14 protein-coding genes are annotated in these 14,930 nt (G+C 67.8%); 3 read left to right on the plus strand and 11 right to left on the minus strand.

Annotation, left to right across the window (positions count from 1 at the left end; all coding sequences use genetic code 11):
• The first annotated feature begins 151 nt into the window (after positions 1-151).
• Positions 152-1,552, plus strand: a complete 1,401-nt coding sequence (locus ACH4ZA_RS30100; RefSeq protein ID WP_398432482.1) for a polysaccharide pyruvyl transferase family protein — start codon at positions 152-154, stop codon at positions 1,550-1,552.
• A 60-nt stretch (positions 1,553-1,612) separates the two neighbouring features.
• Here the strand turns inward: ACH4ZA_RS30100 and ACH4ZA_RS30105 are convergent, their stop codons facing one another.
• The 11 genes from ACH4ZA_RS30105 to ACH4ZA_RS30155 form a co-directional block, all read right to left on the minus strand.
• On the minus strand, positions 1,613-2,842 hold the full coding sequence (locus tag ACH4ZA_RS30105) for a glycosyltransferase family 2 protein (protein ID WP_319278755.1): 1,230 nt from the start codon (positions 2,840-2,842) through the stop codon (positions 1,613-1,615).
• A gap of 192 nt (positions 2,843-3,034) precedes the next feature.
• Positions 3,035-5,122, minus strand: a complete 2,088-nt coding sequence (locus ACH4ZA_RS30110; protein ID WP_398432483.1) for a hypothetical protein — start codon at positions 5,120-5,122, stop codon at positions 3,035-3,037.
• Between the two features lie 156 nt (positions 5,123-5,278).
• The gene (locus ACH4ZA_RS30115; RefSeq protein WP_319278752.1) at positions 5,279-6,778 is read right to left on the minus strand and encodes a bifunctional cytidylyltransferase/SDR family oxidoreductase; all 1,500 of its coding nucleotides are present in this window, start codon (positions 6,776-6,778) and stop codon (positions 5,279-5,281) included.
• Positions 6,779-7,541: 763 nt separating this feature from the next.
• Positions 7,542-8,978, minus strand: coding sequence for a GTPase ObgE (gene obgE, locus ACH4ZA_RS30120; protein WP_319278750.1), 1,437 nt, complete (start codon positions 8,976-8,978; stop codon positions 7,542-7,544).
• 121 nt (positions 8,979-9,099) lie between these two features.
• Entirely contained in the window at positions 9,100-9,354 is a 255-nt protein-coding gene (gene rpmA, locus ACH4ZA_RS30125; protein WP_003990207.1) for a 50S ribosomal protein L27, read from the minus strand.
• Between the two features lie 14 nt (positions 9,355-9,368).
• Entirely contained in the window at positions 9,369-9,689 is a 321-nt protein-coding gene (gene rplU, locus ACH4ZA_RS30130; protein ID WP_007381993.1) for a 50S ribosomal protein L21, read from the minus strand.
• A gap of 205 nt (positions 9,690-9,894) precedes the next feature.
• Positions 9,895-10,506 carry a Uma2 family endonuclease gene (locus ACH4ZA_RS30135; RefSeq protein ID WP_319278749.1) on the minus strand — a complete coding sequence of 204 codons (612 nt, stop codon included), beginning with the start codon at positions 10,504-10,506 and terminating at the stop codon, positions 9,895-9,897.
• A gap of 756 nt (positions 10,507-11,262) precedes the next feature.
• Positions 11,263-11,610 carry a hypothetical protein gene (locus ACH4ZA_RS30140; protein ID WP_398432484.1) on the minus strand — a complete coding sequence of 116 codons (348 nt, stop codon included), beginning with the start codon at positions 11,608-11,610 and terminating at the stop codon, positions 11,263-11,265.
• A gap of 137 nt (positions 11,611-11,747) precedes the next feature.
• Positions 11,748-12,176: a hypothetical protein gene (locus ACH4ZA_RS30145; RefSeq protein WP_398432485.1), complete on the minus strand. Its 429-nt coding sequence runs from the start codon at positions 12,174-12,176 to the stop codon at positions 11,748-11,750.
• A gap of 131 nt (positions 12,177-12,307) precedes the next feature.
• Positions 12,308-12,778, minus strand: coding sequence for an NUDIX domain-containing protein (locus tag ACH4ZA_RS30150; RefSeq protein ID WP_398432486.1), 471 nt, complete (start codon positions 12,776-12,778; stop codon positions 12,308-12,310).
• Between the two features lie 2 nt (positions 12,779-12,780).
• A complete protein-coding gene (locus ACH4ZA_RS30155; protein ID WP_398432493.1) occupies positions 12,781-13,500 on the minus strand; it encodes an XRE family transcriptional regulator in 720 nt (239 codons plus the stop codon).
• A 282-nt stretch (positions 13,501-13,782) separates the two neighbouring features.
• Between ACH4ZA_RS30155 and ACH4ZA_RS30160 the strand changes: the two genes are divergently transcribed.
• Both ACH4ZA_RS30160 and ACH4ZA_RS30165 read left to right on the plus strand, forming a co-directional pair.
• Positions 13,783-14,025 (plus strand): hypothetical protein, encoded by a 243-nt coding sequence (locus ACH4ZA_RS30160; protein ID WP_389260875.1) that lies wholly within the window; start codon positions 13,783-13,785, stop codon positions 14,023-14,025.
• Positions 14,013-14,258: a hypothetical protein gene (locus ACH4ZA_RS30165; RefSeq protein WP_398432487.1), complete on the plus strand. Its 246-nt coding sequence runs from the start codon at positions 14,013-14,015 to the stop codon at positions 14,256-14,258. Before ACH4ZA_RS30160 ends, ACH4ZA_RS30165 begins: the two co-directional genes overlap by 13 nt.
• The last annotated feature ends 672 nt before the right edge of the window (positions 14,259-14,930 follow it).

Below are 14,930 nucleotides of genomic sequence, written 5' to 3' on the forward strand. Positions count from 1 at the left end.
CCGGGGTTTCATTTCGCGGACAGCGCCACGAGCACACACCGTCATCGTTTGCTCACCATTTGCATATGGCAAAGAGGTTGTGTCGGTTCCTCGACGAATTTGAAGACAACACAAATTTATTTTCAAGTTTCGGTCACCTACAGTTCGCGGTGTGAAGCGCATACTCCTCAGGTCGGGGAAGAGCCCCTTCGACGTCGTCCCCGTCGAGGAAGCCCTCCACCGCGACGTCATGGCCACCAACTCCGGCAACCTGATCTTCAGTGACGCAGCGCACAAGATCCTCACGGTGCCGGACACCGAGGTCGTCTCGAACGGCATGCGGAGCGATGCGAACGCGGCGGCGCGGATCAACGACGAGTACGACGCCTTCGTCGTCCCGCTGGCGAACGCGTTCCGGCCGACCTTCGAGCAGCCTCTGCAACGGCTGACCCGGCTCATCGGGAAGCTGAAGATCCCGGTCGTGGTGCTGGGCGTCGGCGCGCAGACCGGGGTGACCTACGAGGCGGCGCGGCTGAAGCCCATCGAGGCCTCTGTGCGCGCCTTCTGTGCGGCGGTGCTGGACCGCAGCGCCACGATCGGGGTGCGGGGCGAGTTCACCGAGCGGTACCTCAACGACATGGGCTTCCGCGACGTCGAGGTCATCGGCTGCCCCTCGATGTTCCTGCACGGCGACCGGCTGCCGGTGGAGAAGCGGACGGCGGCGCTCACCGCCGAGTCGCGGATCGCCGTCAACGGCTCGCACGCCGCGGTGCGCGGCGGCGGTCTGCACCGGATCATCACCCGGACCAACGAGCGCTACCCGAACCTGCTCTACATAGGCCAGAACCTCACCGACGCCCGCCAGCTGTACTGGCGGGACACGGACTCCGTGGGCGGCCGGGTCACCGAGATGCCCACCCACCCGGACCACCCGATGTACCGGGAGGGCAAGGCGCGGGTCTACATCGACCCGGTCACCTGGCTGGACGACCTGCGCGAGTTCGACTACTCGTTCGGCTCACGCATCCACGGCAACATCGCGGCGCTGCTGGCCGGCACGCCCGCGACCGTGCTCGCCTTCGACTCGCGGACGCTGGAGCTGTGCCGGTACTTCGAGATACCGCACCGGCTGCTCAGCGAGACGCCCGCGGACCTCGACCCGGCCGACCTCTACGAGGAGGCCGACTTCACCGGGCTCACCGGCAACCACAGGGCGCGGTTCGACCGGTTCACCGCGTTCCTGGACAAGAACGGGCTGCAGAACACCTTCACCCACGGCGACGGCGGCCGGGCCTTCGACGAGAAGCTGCGCTCGCTGTCCTTCCCGGCGGGCGTGCGTCCCTGGAACGACGCCGATCTCGCCTCGCTGACCAGCCGGTTCGGCTGGCTCCAGCAGCGGATCAGCGAACTGGACTCCACCAACGCCCAGTTGCGGCGGGACCTGGCCAAGAGCCGGTCCGGCGCGAGGGGTGCGGCCAGGGCCGCCGCGGTCATCCCGGCCCCCTCGATCTACCGCCGCGCGAGGCGGGTGGTGGGCGGTCCCCTGCGTCGTGCCCTCAAGCCGGGCAAGTAGCCCGCCCCCGCTCCTTCTGCGATCGAGGCCGCCTGCGATCGAGGCCGCGGATCCCCCGGATCAGGCCGCCGCGGTGCCGCCCGGCCTCATCGGGGGACGGCGGAGCCTGCTCAGCCGCCTGCGGACCTTGCGGACGAAGCCCCGCATGAGCGTCTCCGCGGCGTCCTTGCGCCAGCCCGGGTACGCCGCGGCCTCGCGGGGCTCCGCGAGGTAGATCCGGTCGGGCAGACCGGTCTCGCGCGAGCCGTAGTGCGGATAGGCCAGGTAGAGCTGCGTGTTGCGCTTCTTCAGGACGGGCGTCGGCTCACTCTTGGCCTTGATGAACTCGAGAACGTCCACCAGGAGGTCGGGGCGCTGCCGGGCCACCAGCTCCAGGCGCAGTCTCTCGTGGACCTTGAGCCGCTGGGCGACGCCCTCGTTCCAGTGGGCGTCCATCAGCGGCTTGGCCAGCTCCATCTTGGTGCGCCGGATCTCCTCGTCGTTCCTGAGGAAGACGGGCCCGAACTGCGGCAGCACGGTGACGAGGAACGGGCGGACCATGAGCACGTCCCGCTTGGGACCCGGCGGGAGCAGCCGCTCCAGCAGGCCCATCAGGGCGCGCGCGGAGTCGAAGCGCAGGGTGTAACTCCCGCTCTTCGTCACGTGCTTGCCGTCGCTGCGGCCCACCAGGTAGTAGCAGGTGTAGTCGGCGACCACGGAGACGCCGTCGGCCCGCAGGTAGGCCTCCATGGTGAACAGCGCGTCCTCGCCGGTCCACAGGGACTCGTCGAAGCGTATGTCGTGGCGCTGCAGGAACTCCCGGCGGAAGAGCTTCTGCGCGCTGAGGGTGAACTTGATGTTGGAGGAGAAGACGTCCGTACGCTCGAGCGTCTTGGCCCACATCGACTTCGGAGGGTTGCGGTTGATGCCCTCGACGCGCCCGAGGACCACGTCCGTGCCGTTGCGGTCGGCCATGGCGACCATGCGCTCCAGGGCCTCGGCGCCGAGCCGGTCGTCCGCGTCGAGGAAGAAGACGTAACGCCCTGTCGCCTTGGCGAGACCGACGTTGCGCGGGCCGCTCGGGCCGCCGGAGTTCTCCTGCCGGATCACGGTGACGGCCATGGGGGCGCGGGCGGCGAACTCCTCCAGGCACTCCCCCGTGCCGTCGCGCGAACCGTCGTCTATGGCGACGACCTCGATGCGGTCGGGCGCCATGGTCTGCGCCTCGACCGAGGCGAGGCACTCGACCAGGTACGGCATCGCCTCGTACGCCCCGATGACCACCGTGACGTCAGGCTGCGCAACGGTCACTGTTCCCTCTCACCACCACAACGTTCCGACAGGACTGCTTTGGATACTCGATAGACGACGAATACGCGGAGCGGGTTGCTCGGACTCCTGTACGTGTTCCACATCACAGGATGCACGAAGAGGGGGACCCCCGGAGATCACTCTCCGGGGGTCCGGCTCTTCGTGCGCGGCGACTCCGCGGGAGCGGGGCGCTCAGGCGGTCGCGACCCCCTTGGGCAGCGCCGCTCCGTCGTCCGGCGCGGCCCCCACCGAGGCCTCCGCCGCCGCTGCCCCGAGGGCCTGCTGGCTGACGTTGCGCGCCTCGGCCTTCAGCGCCAGACGGGTGACGGCGGCGTCGAACCGCTGCAGCGACGTCGGCTCGTCCGTCCCGAGCAGGTACTCCTTGAGTTCCTTGCGGTCCTTGGCCAGCGGATCGGCGGCCGGGTCGTGCACCGCGTCGAGCAGCCGGTCCAGCTCGGCCGCGCCGTTGCTGAGGATGACGGCCGCCCGCACCGCGGTGTTCTGCCGCCGGAACTCCTCGGCCCCCAGTTCCGCGGAGTCCGTGACCGCGTACGGCTTGCCGCTCGCGATGAAGTCGGAGACCACGCTGGAGATGTCGGAGACCATCGCCGCACAGGCGTTGAAGCAGTCGAACAGGTGCGGCGCAGCCCCCGTGATCACCCGGTGCTCGAAGGACGGGAAGGAACGCCAGAAGGCGTCGTCCCAGTCGGCGCGCAGCCGAGCGGCCTCCTCGTGCTTACGGACGTCGACGATGCCGTCGCGGCTCGTCACGGCCTCGTCCGCACGGGCGTCGAAGGCGAGTGCGAGACCGCCCAGCCGGGCCGTGAGGCGGGTGAGCTCGGCCGTGGCGCGGGCCTGTGCCGCCGGGTCCGCGGTGAAGCGGGGGTCGGCGGCGCGTTCGGCGGCGGCCTTCTTGATCAGTGCCGTGATCCTCCGGTGCGCGGCCGCCGCCTTGGCGCTGCGGGTGCCGGTGAAGGGGTGCGGCTTGTACAGGACACGGACCGGGGGCTCGGCCGCGATGAGCTTCTTGACGATGTTCTCGCCGGCCAGCAGCAGCGAGGTGTTGCCCGGGTTGTCGTCCCAGCCCTCCCAGGTGGGCGCGTACAGCACGGTGGGGACGTCGCCCTCGGGGGCGGCCGCCCGGATCGGGGCCAGCTGCGGGCGGCCGACCTCGACGATGTCCTCGTCGCGGATGCCGACGTCGGCGATGGCGTAGCGGTCGCGGCCCGCGCGGCCGGCGGTCCACACCTCGTCGTACACCTTGCTGAACGGGTTGACGCTGGCGGCCTTGTCGCTGTCGCCGTGGCCGATGAAGACGTGCTTCATCGTAGGCACGCGCAGCAGGTGGATGTTCTTGCCGACGTTCGCGCAGTACAACGCGACCCGCACCATGGACAGGTCCATGTTCATCAGGTGCACCCCCCCGGGCACGCAGACGACAGGGACCGACGTGGGCGCCATCTTCTCCAGGATGACGCGCTCACGCAGGATGACCAGGGGCCGGGACTCCATCTGCTCCATGGTCTCCAGCCACATGTTGACCTGGTAGGCGGAGTCGTCGGAGCCGGAGAAGTACAGCACCGTCTCGGGCCGGTACTCGCGCAGCCAGGCGCTGAGCGTGCCCAGGACCTTGTCGGCCTTCGGCGGGAGCCGCCTCGCCCGCAGGTACGGGACGAGCACGAGGACGTACAGCGTGCCCAGGCCGAGCGTGACGGCGATGCCGGCGAAGCCCGCGCGCTGCGAGTCGGTGACCGCGCTGACGAGCAGGCCCACGACGGCGGCAAGGTCGAGGTGGAGCATCTTCAGGGTGGCGCCGCCCAGCAGGAGGCGCGGCGGGGCGTCCGGGATGCGCAGCCGGGAGGCCAGGTCGACGTTCCTGGTCGCGACCGGCATCTGGCGGCGCTTGCCGAGCAGGGTGACCAGCGCGCTGTGCGGTGCCTGGAGCCCGAAGAACACCGTGAAGCACGCGATCGCCGCGTAGAAGACCTCGTCCTCGGAGAGGCCGAGCCTCGCCAGGAGCAGGATCAGCAGCAGCTCGCGGACCAGGAAGCGGGTAGCCATACCGGCCCGCACCTTGACGAGGAGCTCGACGAGACGGCTGCCCTTGCGGTGGAGGTAGAGGTCCGCCAGGTACGTCACGGCGGCCGCGGCGGCGAAGGCGGGGGCGCTCGGGACGAGTGCGGACGCCATGAGGCCGGGATAGCCCAGCATCATGAGGACCGCCGCGGCCAGCTCGGCCACGCTGCCCACCCGGGCGACGCGAATAGCAGTGGATATCACGGAGAAACCTGCTCTGGGAGGGGGCCGGTCAGAGGTGCCAAAAGTCCGGAAAATCCTTTGTAAGATTTCGGAAGCCTTACGGATACAGGCCTCTGTGAATTCTCCGTAAACGGGGATCCACAGAGGCCTGAAAAATCAGTGACCAATTGTGCTCGATTATGCCACGCCGTTCTGCCGGTCCAGCACCTCGGCCAGCGCCTGCTCGAAGTCGGAAGCCTTACCCGCAGCCGCCGTCGGATCCTGCTGACGGACGTCGACGACATGCCCGGTGAGCTCGGAAAGCAGCACGTCGAGAGAGGTGCGGGCGACCGCTTCGGAGGAGAGCAGGGAGCCCGTCGGCTCCTGCCCGAAGGCCTTGGTGCGCATCGGCGTCGCGGTGCGCTCCGGGTTCACGCAGTTCACCCGAATGCCGTCACCGGCCCACTCGTCGGACAATGCCTGGGTGAGATTCACCATGGCGGCCTTGGTCGAGGAGTAGAGGCTGTACTCGGCCCGCCCGCGCGTGTAGCTGCTGGACGTGTAGAGCAGCAACTGCCCCTTGGTCTCGGCGAGGTACTTGTAAGCCGAACGGGCGATCTGCACGGGTGCCAGGTAGTTGACCTTCAGCGCTTCCTCGATGGTCGCGTTGTCGGTCTCGGCGAGCTTTCCGATGCGCAGCACACCGGCCGTGTTGACGACGTAGTCGATGCGCCCGGTCTCGCTGTAGGCCTTGGACAGGGCGTCGTCGACCTCCTCCGGGTTCTCCACGTGGGTGCCGGTGGTGGAACGGCCGAGGGCGTAGACCTTGGCGCCGTACGACTCGGCGAGTTCGGCGATGTCCTTGCCGATGCCGTACGAGCCGCCGAAGACGACCAGGGTCCTGCCGCTGAGCAGCTCGCGGTAGACCTCCTCGCCGTTCTGCTCCGGGGTGGCCGAGGAGGCCAGCTGGAAGAGCTTGTCGGCGATGAACACGTCGACGGGCTGAGTCACCTTCATGTTGTACTCGTCGCCCGCGACGACGTGGATCGGCACGTCCGGCAGGTAGCGCAGTACGACGGTGCAGTCGTCCGTGGCCTGGAAGTTGGGGTCTCCCGCCGCCACTTCGTAGGCCCGTCGGATGGTGGACAGCTTGAACGCCTGCGGGGTCTGTCCGCGACGCAGCCGGGAGCGGTCCGGGATCTCGGTGATGAACTCGCCGTCCTCGCCGTGCGTGCGCGTGACGATGATGGTGTCCGCGGACGGAATGGCGACGTCGACGGCCTGGTAGCGCTCCAGCGCGGTGACGCAGTCGTCGATGACGCGCTGCGAGAGCAGGGGGCGGACGGCGTCGTGGAAGAGGACGTTGACGTCCTCGCCGTCGTCCAGTCCCTCGCCCAGGGCGGCGATGGCGCGCTCGGTCGTCTCGTTGCGCGTGGAGCCGCCCTCGATGATCGCCCGGACCTTCCTGAACCCGGCCTTGGAGACGATCTTCTCGACGTCGGACACATAGCCCGGCGCCATCAGCACGATGATCTCGTCGATCGAGTCCGCCTTCTCGAAGGTGGCCAGCGTGTGCTCGATGACTGCCTTGCCGGCGATCTTCAGCAGCTGCTTGGGAATCGACAGACCCACGCGCTGGCCGGTGCCACCGGCCAGGATCACTGCGGTGGTACGGGGCTTGGCTATGTGCTGAGACACAGAGGACCTACCTTGGGGCGACAGGGACGGGAAAATGGTCCCACTTGCGGTTACCTCGATGCAAGGTGAGCGCCGTTCGCTGCAAATGTGCACGCAACCTGGCATTCACCTTCCGTCACTGACGTTGGTGATACGGCGACGCTCCTTCCCGGGATGCTCCCAGGAAATCCTGTGAGTAACTCCACAACGAGTGAGCATTGCCCTGAGTGACGAGAGCGGCGCTGACGGCAGTGTGACTCTAACGGTTCTCGGCGGGTGTCCGCGCCGCCGTGATCGCCGCCTCCCGGCGCGCCCTCCCCCGGCGGGCGTCGGCCGACGGACTGCACGACGGCCGGATCGCCGATCATCCGCACACCCGTGCGCGCGATCGACCGACCGGGTCCACCCCCTCCCACAGGACGACTCCAGCGCCCTGCCCGGGGCGCCGAGATCTTCACGTTCCGTGAGACGGGGCTGCACGGGTTCTTCATATGCCGACCGTGCCGTTGCGCAAACACCGTGAATGGAGATCTCCGGGAGAGCATTTACCGGAATTCGCCGGCGGGACCGCGCGCATTTCGTCCCGCAAGAGCAGGAGCGCCGGCGAGGGGTGTGAACGGGAGAACCATTCACCGCCACCCGGGAACAGGTAAGAGAGTTCCCGGGGCACCGGGAACGGCCCGGGCACGGAGTGCACCGGACCGGATGCCGCGGTGACGCACGCGAGGGCCCCCGGAGGCGTCGTCCCGCCTCCGGGGGCCCTCGTGGGTCACGCCCTCACGCCCTAGAACGGCTCGAAGCCCTCGAACTCCTGGGAGGCCTCGTCGCGTTCGGCCTGCTTGTCCCGGCGGCGCTGGGTCGCGGGACGCGGCGCCTCGAAGCGGTGGTCCTCACCCCGGCGGCCGAGCATCTCGGCGCCGGCCGTGACGGACGGCTCCCAGTCGAAGACGACCGCGTTGTCCTCGGGGCCGATGGCGACGCCGTCGCCGCCGCGGGCGCCCGCCTTCATCAACGCGTCCTCCACACCGAGGCGGTTGAGCCGGTCGGCGAGGTAGCCGACGGCCTCGTCGTTGTTGAAGTCGGTCTGGCGCACCCAGCGTTCGGGCTTCTCGCCGCGGACGCGGAACAGGCCGTCCTCCTCCAGCGAGACGGTGAAGCCGGCGTCGTCCACGGCCTTGGGCCGGATGACGATGCGCGTGGCCTCCTCCTTGGGCTTGGCGGCGCGCGCCGCGCCCACCATCTCGGCCAGGGCGAACGACAGCTCCTTCAGGCCCATGTGGGCGACCGCGGACACCTCGAAGACGCGGTAGCCGCGCGCCTCGAGATCCGGGCGGACCATTTCGGCGAGGTCCTTGCCGTCCGGTACGTCGATCTTGTTCAGCACCACGAGGCGCGGCCGGTTGCCGAGCCCGCCGTACTGCTCGAGCTCCTCCTCGATGATGTCGAGGTCGGAGACCGGGTCGCGCTCGGACTCCAGGGTCGCCGTGTCCAGCACGTGCACGAGGACGCTGCAGCGCTCGACGTGGCGCAGGAACTCCAGGCCGAGCCCCTTGCCCTGGCTGGCGCCCGGGATGAGGCCGGGCACGTCGGCGATGGTGTAGACGGTGGAGCCGGCCGTCACCACGCCGAGGTTCGGGACGAGCGTGGTGAAGGGGTAGTCGGCGATCTTCGGCTTGGCCGCGGACAGCACGGAGATCAGCGACGACTTGCCGGCGCTCGGGTAGCCGACGAGGGCCACGTCCGCGACCGTCTTCAGCTCCAGGACGATGTCCTGGAAGTCGCCGGGCTCTCCGAGCAGCGCGAAGCCGGGGGCCTTGCGGCGGGCCGAGGCCAGCGCCGCGTTGCCGAGGCCGCCGCGGCCGCCCTGGGCGGCGACGTACGAGGTGCCGTGGCCGACCAGGTCCGCCAGCACGTTGCCGGCCTTGTCCTGGATCACCGTGCCGTCCGGGACCGGCAGGATCAGGTCCTGGCCGTCCTTGCCGGACCGGTTGCCGCCCTCGCCGGGCTTGCCGTTGGTGGCGCTGCGGTGCGGCTTGTGGTGGTAGTCGAGGAGCGTGGTGATCGACTGGTCGACGACCAGAATCACATCGCCGCCGCGGCCGCCGTTGCCCCCGTCGGGGCCGCCGAGCGGCTTGAACTTCTCACGGTGGACGGAGGCACAGCCGTGGCCTCCGTTACCCGCGGCGACATGCAGTTCGACGCGGTCCACGAAGGTGGTCATGGTGGGTGCCTCCAGCACTGGCTACAAAACGAAACGTACGTATCTGTCTACTGCGTAACACGCGAAAGGCGGACCCGCCTTCCCGCACGGGAAGTGAGGTCCGCCTCGCGAAAGCTTCCGATCAGGCGACCGGAACGATGTTCACGACCTTGCGGCCACGGTGGGTGCCGAACTGCACCGAACCGGCCTCCAGGGCGAACAGCGTGTCGTCGCCGCCACGGCCGACGCCCGCGCCGGGGTGGAAGTGCGTGCCGCGCTGGCGGACCAGGATCTCACCCGCGTTGACGACCTGACCGCCGAAGCGCTTCACGCCGAGCCGCTGGGCATTGGAGTCGCGACCGTTCCGGGTGGACGATGCGCCCTTCTTGTGTGCCATGTCTCCTCAGTCCCTTACTTCGCAGCCGCGGGGATCTCAGTGACCTTGATCGCCGTGTACTGCTGGCGGTGGCCCTGACGACGGCGGTAGCCGGTCTTGTTCTTGTAGCGAAGGATGTCGATCTTCACACCCTTGTGGTGGTCCACGACCTCGGCCTGGACCTTGATGCCGGCCAGCACCCACGGGTCGCTGGTCACAGCGTCGCCGTCGACAACGAGCAGGGTCGAGAGCTCGACCGTGTCGCCAACCTTGGCAGTGGAAATCTTGTCAACCTCAACGATGTCGCCGACAGCAACCTTGTGCTGGCGACCACCGCTGCGCACGATGGCGTACACGCGGATCTCACTCTCTCGCTCTGGGACGGCATCCCCGCAGTCCAGCCGTCCGGGAACGAACACGGACGGCCTCTCCCGACCACCGAGGCAACCGGTACCCGGGAGGAAGAGGTTTACGGAGATGTGGCGCGTCAGTCGACACGCCGAGGGTCAAGGCTACGGGGCGCCCGTTCGGGGGTCAAACCGGGCCGGTCTCCCCTGAACGTCACCTCTGCTCCTCCTCGGCGCTCTGTTCCTCCGGGACACCGAACCCGGACGTGTCTAGTTCGAAGTCGAACGGGGCGGGAATCCGCACAGGGTGCCCGAAGGGAACATCGGTCCGGGACCGGTACCCCTTGGGAGACGGGTCCCACATGACATTGATCTCGCCGACCCGCATGTCCAGCAGCAGATACACGGGCACGATCTGCCCGTACGTCGCCATCTTGTCGAGCCGGTCGACGTCCTTGGCGGAATCCGAGGTCAACTCGGCCGCGAGCGAGAGAGCGGCGCCGTCTGCGTGCCGACCTTCGACTTCGAAGGCGGTTTCGTCGGCGACGTGCAGGTCAGGCCCGTATCCCCGCTCGGACCCCGGAAAGGTGAAGAGAAACGGGGCCACATCCACGTCATGCCCCTCCGGAGCATGCTGTTCCAGCTGAAGCCTGAGCTCCTTCATGACCTTCTTGTAACGCAGCTTCGACCACGGTGACACGACGATCTTCCCCCGGATGAGCTCGGCCTTGTAGCCGGCAGGCGTGTCCAGCCCCTCGACGATCCCGAGCATGTCCTCGAAGGACCCGCTCAGAGGGGTGTCCATGGCCCGGGGACGCTCGCTCATGACGGTCACCACGACCCTCCACTGATTACAGAGCGTGTCATCCGCACCACGATAGCCCCGGGCAGTGACAACCGCTCTCGCCTCGAGCGTTCCCGGCGGGCGTCACCCCACATGAATCCCGACCGTTAACGGACCCGGTGCCGACCAAACCCTTCGTTCTCCCCGACAACCCACCCGGCACGGCATCATCCGCTGGCGTTGCCGACAAATACCCATGCCAACACAAGCGATTTCAGCGATCCCCTCTGTCGTCACTGAAGCACCTCGGTGAAGGTTGACCTCCCTGATGTTGTGCGAGCTCTTCTCCACTCCCTCTCGCCCCCGAGAGGCCGCGCAGGCACACCAGCAGAACCGCTGCAGTGAATCCCACCGGGGACCCCTGCGCGGGTCGGGCACGGAGTCGAAGTAGGGGCGCAGGTCGGCGATCCGACCGGTGTCCGGCGGACTCAGCTCCACGAGTACGGGAGGGATGGGAGAGGATGCAGCAGCAGGCACAGGCCACCTCATGATCATCGGGCTTTGACACCACAATGATCACGAAGCCCGCGCCTGCCCTGTTTATGCGCCCTCAACGGTCACAATCCGACCAGCCACACGATCCGGGAACTTGCAACCGTCCTGACCCGGCTGGGCGGGCGGCTTCGGCAGGCCGTTGGTACAGCTGCCACAACCGCCGCTTACCACGTCACACGCCCAAGCCGTGCGCACAGCAAACCGCAACGTCTGCCGAATGTCGTCGCATCATACAGATATCCGTCATGCCGCCCCGTCGATTCCCCCGGTTGCCCGAATATGCACGAACCGCTCCGCTGCCTTCTGCAACACGGTCGTTAGCGCGGCAGTCGCCACTGTTCTCCGTTCCAGCAACACATGGTCGGGGGCGTCGAGTTCGCCAACCGCTTCAAGTGCTTTCCATACCTCGTAGACCATCCGGGTCTGCTCCATTGGAACCTCTTGGAGAAGGGCAGATTTCTTCATCTCCCAGCCGGCGGACCCAACGTTTTCGACGAACCACATGTCGTAGAGCGCCTCTTCCGCGATGAAGGCACCGACCGCAGCACGCACCTCGAATCCGAGAAAATCGCACGAAAGGATCAGGATCATCAAATTGACCTCAGCGTACGGAGTGGGACTTCCCAGATCTGGGGGAACCTCCCACTCGTCCGGCAAATCGTCAAGCCAATCCCAGTGTTGTGGCGCAGGCATCGCTCAACACCCCCTTCCCGATTCCCATCGACCGCTCATCCGAGTTGCTCCATGAACCATTTCTGTGCCGCACCCGGAGTCGTCGGCACTCCCTTTACCCCTCCGGCTCTCAGCACATTCGCACAATAGGTCACGCAGCTTTGACTTCGCAGACTGTATGAAGGATAGGTCCCCTTCGCCGTCTTTGCCATCATGACCTCTGCGAACGCCAAGGCGCCCTCCGCGTTCGGCACACGAATCCTGACGTTGATGGTGGTCTTGGGGTCCAATACATCGGCGTTGAACGTCTCCACTCCGGCTCTCGGGTTTTTTGTACTCCCGAACTGATGAGTGGAGAGCACTTCGCCCGAGTCGCTCTTGACCGTGATTAGTGCGTGCTTCGCCTCAGGATCGCTGAAGTCCAGGTGGACGGTCGCCTCACCACCGCAGTTGTGAACGAGTACCGGCGTGGCCCCCGCCAGCACATAGTACGTGTGCTACGCGGCACCCTCGACCTGCTTTTTCGCAGGTCAAGCACGGTTTGCTGGTCCGGTGACGTGCGTGGGTGTCCGTGGTTGTGCGGGGTTGTTGCCGTCAGCTACTGCCGTCATACGGTTCAGCCCAGGTACGGCTTCTCGCGGTGTTCCAGGAAGTGCTGGAGCCTGAGCCGTTGGGTGTGGTGTATCGGCAACTGCTCGATCTCTTCCGGCGGCACGAACCGGAGCTCGGTGGACTCGTCGGAGATCTCCAGTCGGCCGCCGGTGATGCGGGCGGTGAAGCAGACGTTGAACTGGCGGCGGACCTCGCCGTCGGTGTAGGCGATGATGTGTTTCGGGTCGGTGTAGGTGCCGACCAGGCCGGTGATCTCGACGTCGAGGCCGGTCTCTTCCTTGACTTCGCGGACGGCGGTGCCGGGCAGGGAGTCGGTGAGGTCCATGCCGCCGCCGGGCAGCGCCCACAGGTCGTTGTCGCGGCGGCGCTGGAGGAGGATGTGCCCGTGGTCGTTGGTGACGACGGCGGAGGCGGCGACGACCATGGTGTTCGGCTTGGGTGCGGTGGGGTCGTCGTAGTACTCGGTGCGGGCCACGGTCAGCCTTCCTCTTGTACGGGGGTTGCCGTCGTCCACACGGCGTCGAAGCTCTCGGCGTAGGTGTCGAACATGCCGCTCTCCTCGTGTCGGCGAAGATGCCATACGGGGGCGGCGTAGGCGTTGACGCCCCAGACGTGTGCGTTGACGAGTTGCTGGTCGTCGGCGCGGTAGAGGGAGTTGTAGAGCGTGGTCTCGTGGGTGCGGACTTCGATGCCGCGGGTGGCGGCGAGTGGCCTGTAGTGCATGAGTGCGAGGCGGCAGCGGGATTCGATGCCGTGGCCGAACCGCTCCTCCTGGCCGCGGGCTTGCACGTTGTCGCTGTCGGCGTCTCCGATCGCGATGCGGACGGTGCAGCCTTCGGCGGCGCGTTCGGTGAGGAGTTCGTTCAGCCGCGGGTACGCCTCGTGGAGGAAGACGGCGGCGTAGACGAGGATGTCGATCCGTTCCCGGGCCTGGGCCATCAGGTCGGTGAACGCCGAAACGGGGATGTCCGCCCGCTGTCCGTAAAGCGCCACCAACTCAGGGCTGATGGCGCGGACGGGGCGGGCTTGGCGGAGCGCCGGCCAGAGTGCGTGCACGTCTTCTCCCAGGGCCTTGGCCGCCTGCAGGGCTGTGGCACGACGTGGGATGCGCCCGAGGTTTACCCAGCGCTCGACCGACTTGGGGTCGACCTGAACCTCCAGGGCAAGGGTCGCGTACGTCCAGCCTCCAGCCGCCATGACGGCTCGTAGTCTCTCGTTCGGCACGAGTCTCCCCCTTCGTCTCAGGACGGCACCAGGGACGTTCTACACGGTGCAGGACGTCCCGAAGTGGGGTTTGGCGGAGGTTCCTTCGTCCCGGTGACCGGCGTGAGGATCGGTGGCGACCCTGCGGCACCGACGGGCCCAGGGGCACGCATCCACGCCGCCGAGGAGCGTCACCGTGCGAAAGAGCACCACCCCATGTGTTCCCGCCCTGCGATTGGACGCCCGGTCGCGCACCGCCTCGCCGGGGTGGTCACGATGACGGCCCCCACCCCTGATACCGACGGGCACACCGTCTCGCCCGATGTCGGCGCTCTGGTGGTCGACCGACGGAACGGCAAGGTGGGCGTGGTGATGGGGCACGTGGGGCCGTACGTGCAGCTTCGGCCACCACGCGGCGGCCGGGAGTGGGACGTGCCTCCCGAGGACGTACGTACGCCGACCTCAGCCGAGGAGCTGAGCGCCAAGGTGGCCGTGGCGAACCGGAGGTGGGGACGGTGACCCCTCGCTCGGTCCTGCGCTACGAGACCTGGACGCTCCAGCCCGACTGCGAGCCGGATGCGGAGCCGGTCCTGTACGCGATGCAGTGCGCCGTGGACGGCGAGACCTCGCCGACGAGCGAGGACTTCGCCGAACCGCAGGACTGGGTACTGCGGCACTGCGGCCAGAACCCGTCCCACCACACTTACCGGGAGATCATCACCCGGCCCTGGCGGGCCTGGCGGCAGATGTGACCAGCCCCGCTCGCCCAGGCGCCGCCCCGCGCTGACCCACCCGACCCCCGTCCCTGCCGGGCGCGACCGATCGAGGCTCCCCCGTCCTCGTCAGCCCTGGCAGGGGCGGGCCCTTACGTGTATGCCGTGCCCATGACTGTGAGGTTGTGGCCTCAGCCACAGAAAGTCAGCCACGACGGCGGGCGCGCCAACCGAACACCCGCCACGTGTGTCTCGCTCAACCCCGCACCGGCATCAGCCCAGTTATCTCCATCCTCACGGCCCCCAGCCAGGCACCACGGCCGGTGTTCCGGACGACAGCACCGCCGGGATGCCGACACCGCACGGTACGAGCTTGCCGGACGGCCTCTCGGGTGCCCGGCCGGTCTGCTGCTGAGTGGTCGGACAGTGGCGCTCTCGGTTGGCAGTACGGCCTATGCTCCGGGGCTCTGCGCGCCGAGTGGTCGGCGGCCGTCGCCAGCGGGGCGGCAGACAGGAGCGGGCGGCGGTCACCGGCCGCCGGCGCGCGGCGGCCCGCGTCAGCGGGACGCCCTTGATCAAGTAAAGAAACTCTGAACAGCTCACCCACTCGTCCATCTGTCCGGTCCCGGGAGATGCTTGACACTTCGATCCCAGCTGATGGTTGACGGTGGCCGTGATCGGCTTTGCTGTGCACGTCGTTGCGGCGTGTGG

The sequence above is a fragment of the Streptomyces sp. NPDC020597 genome, from assembly GCF_044335095.1.
Taxonomy (GTDB): Bacteria; Actinomycetota; Actinomycetes; order Streptomycetales; family Streptomycetaceae; genus Streptomyces.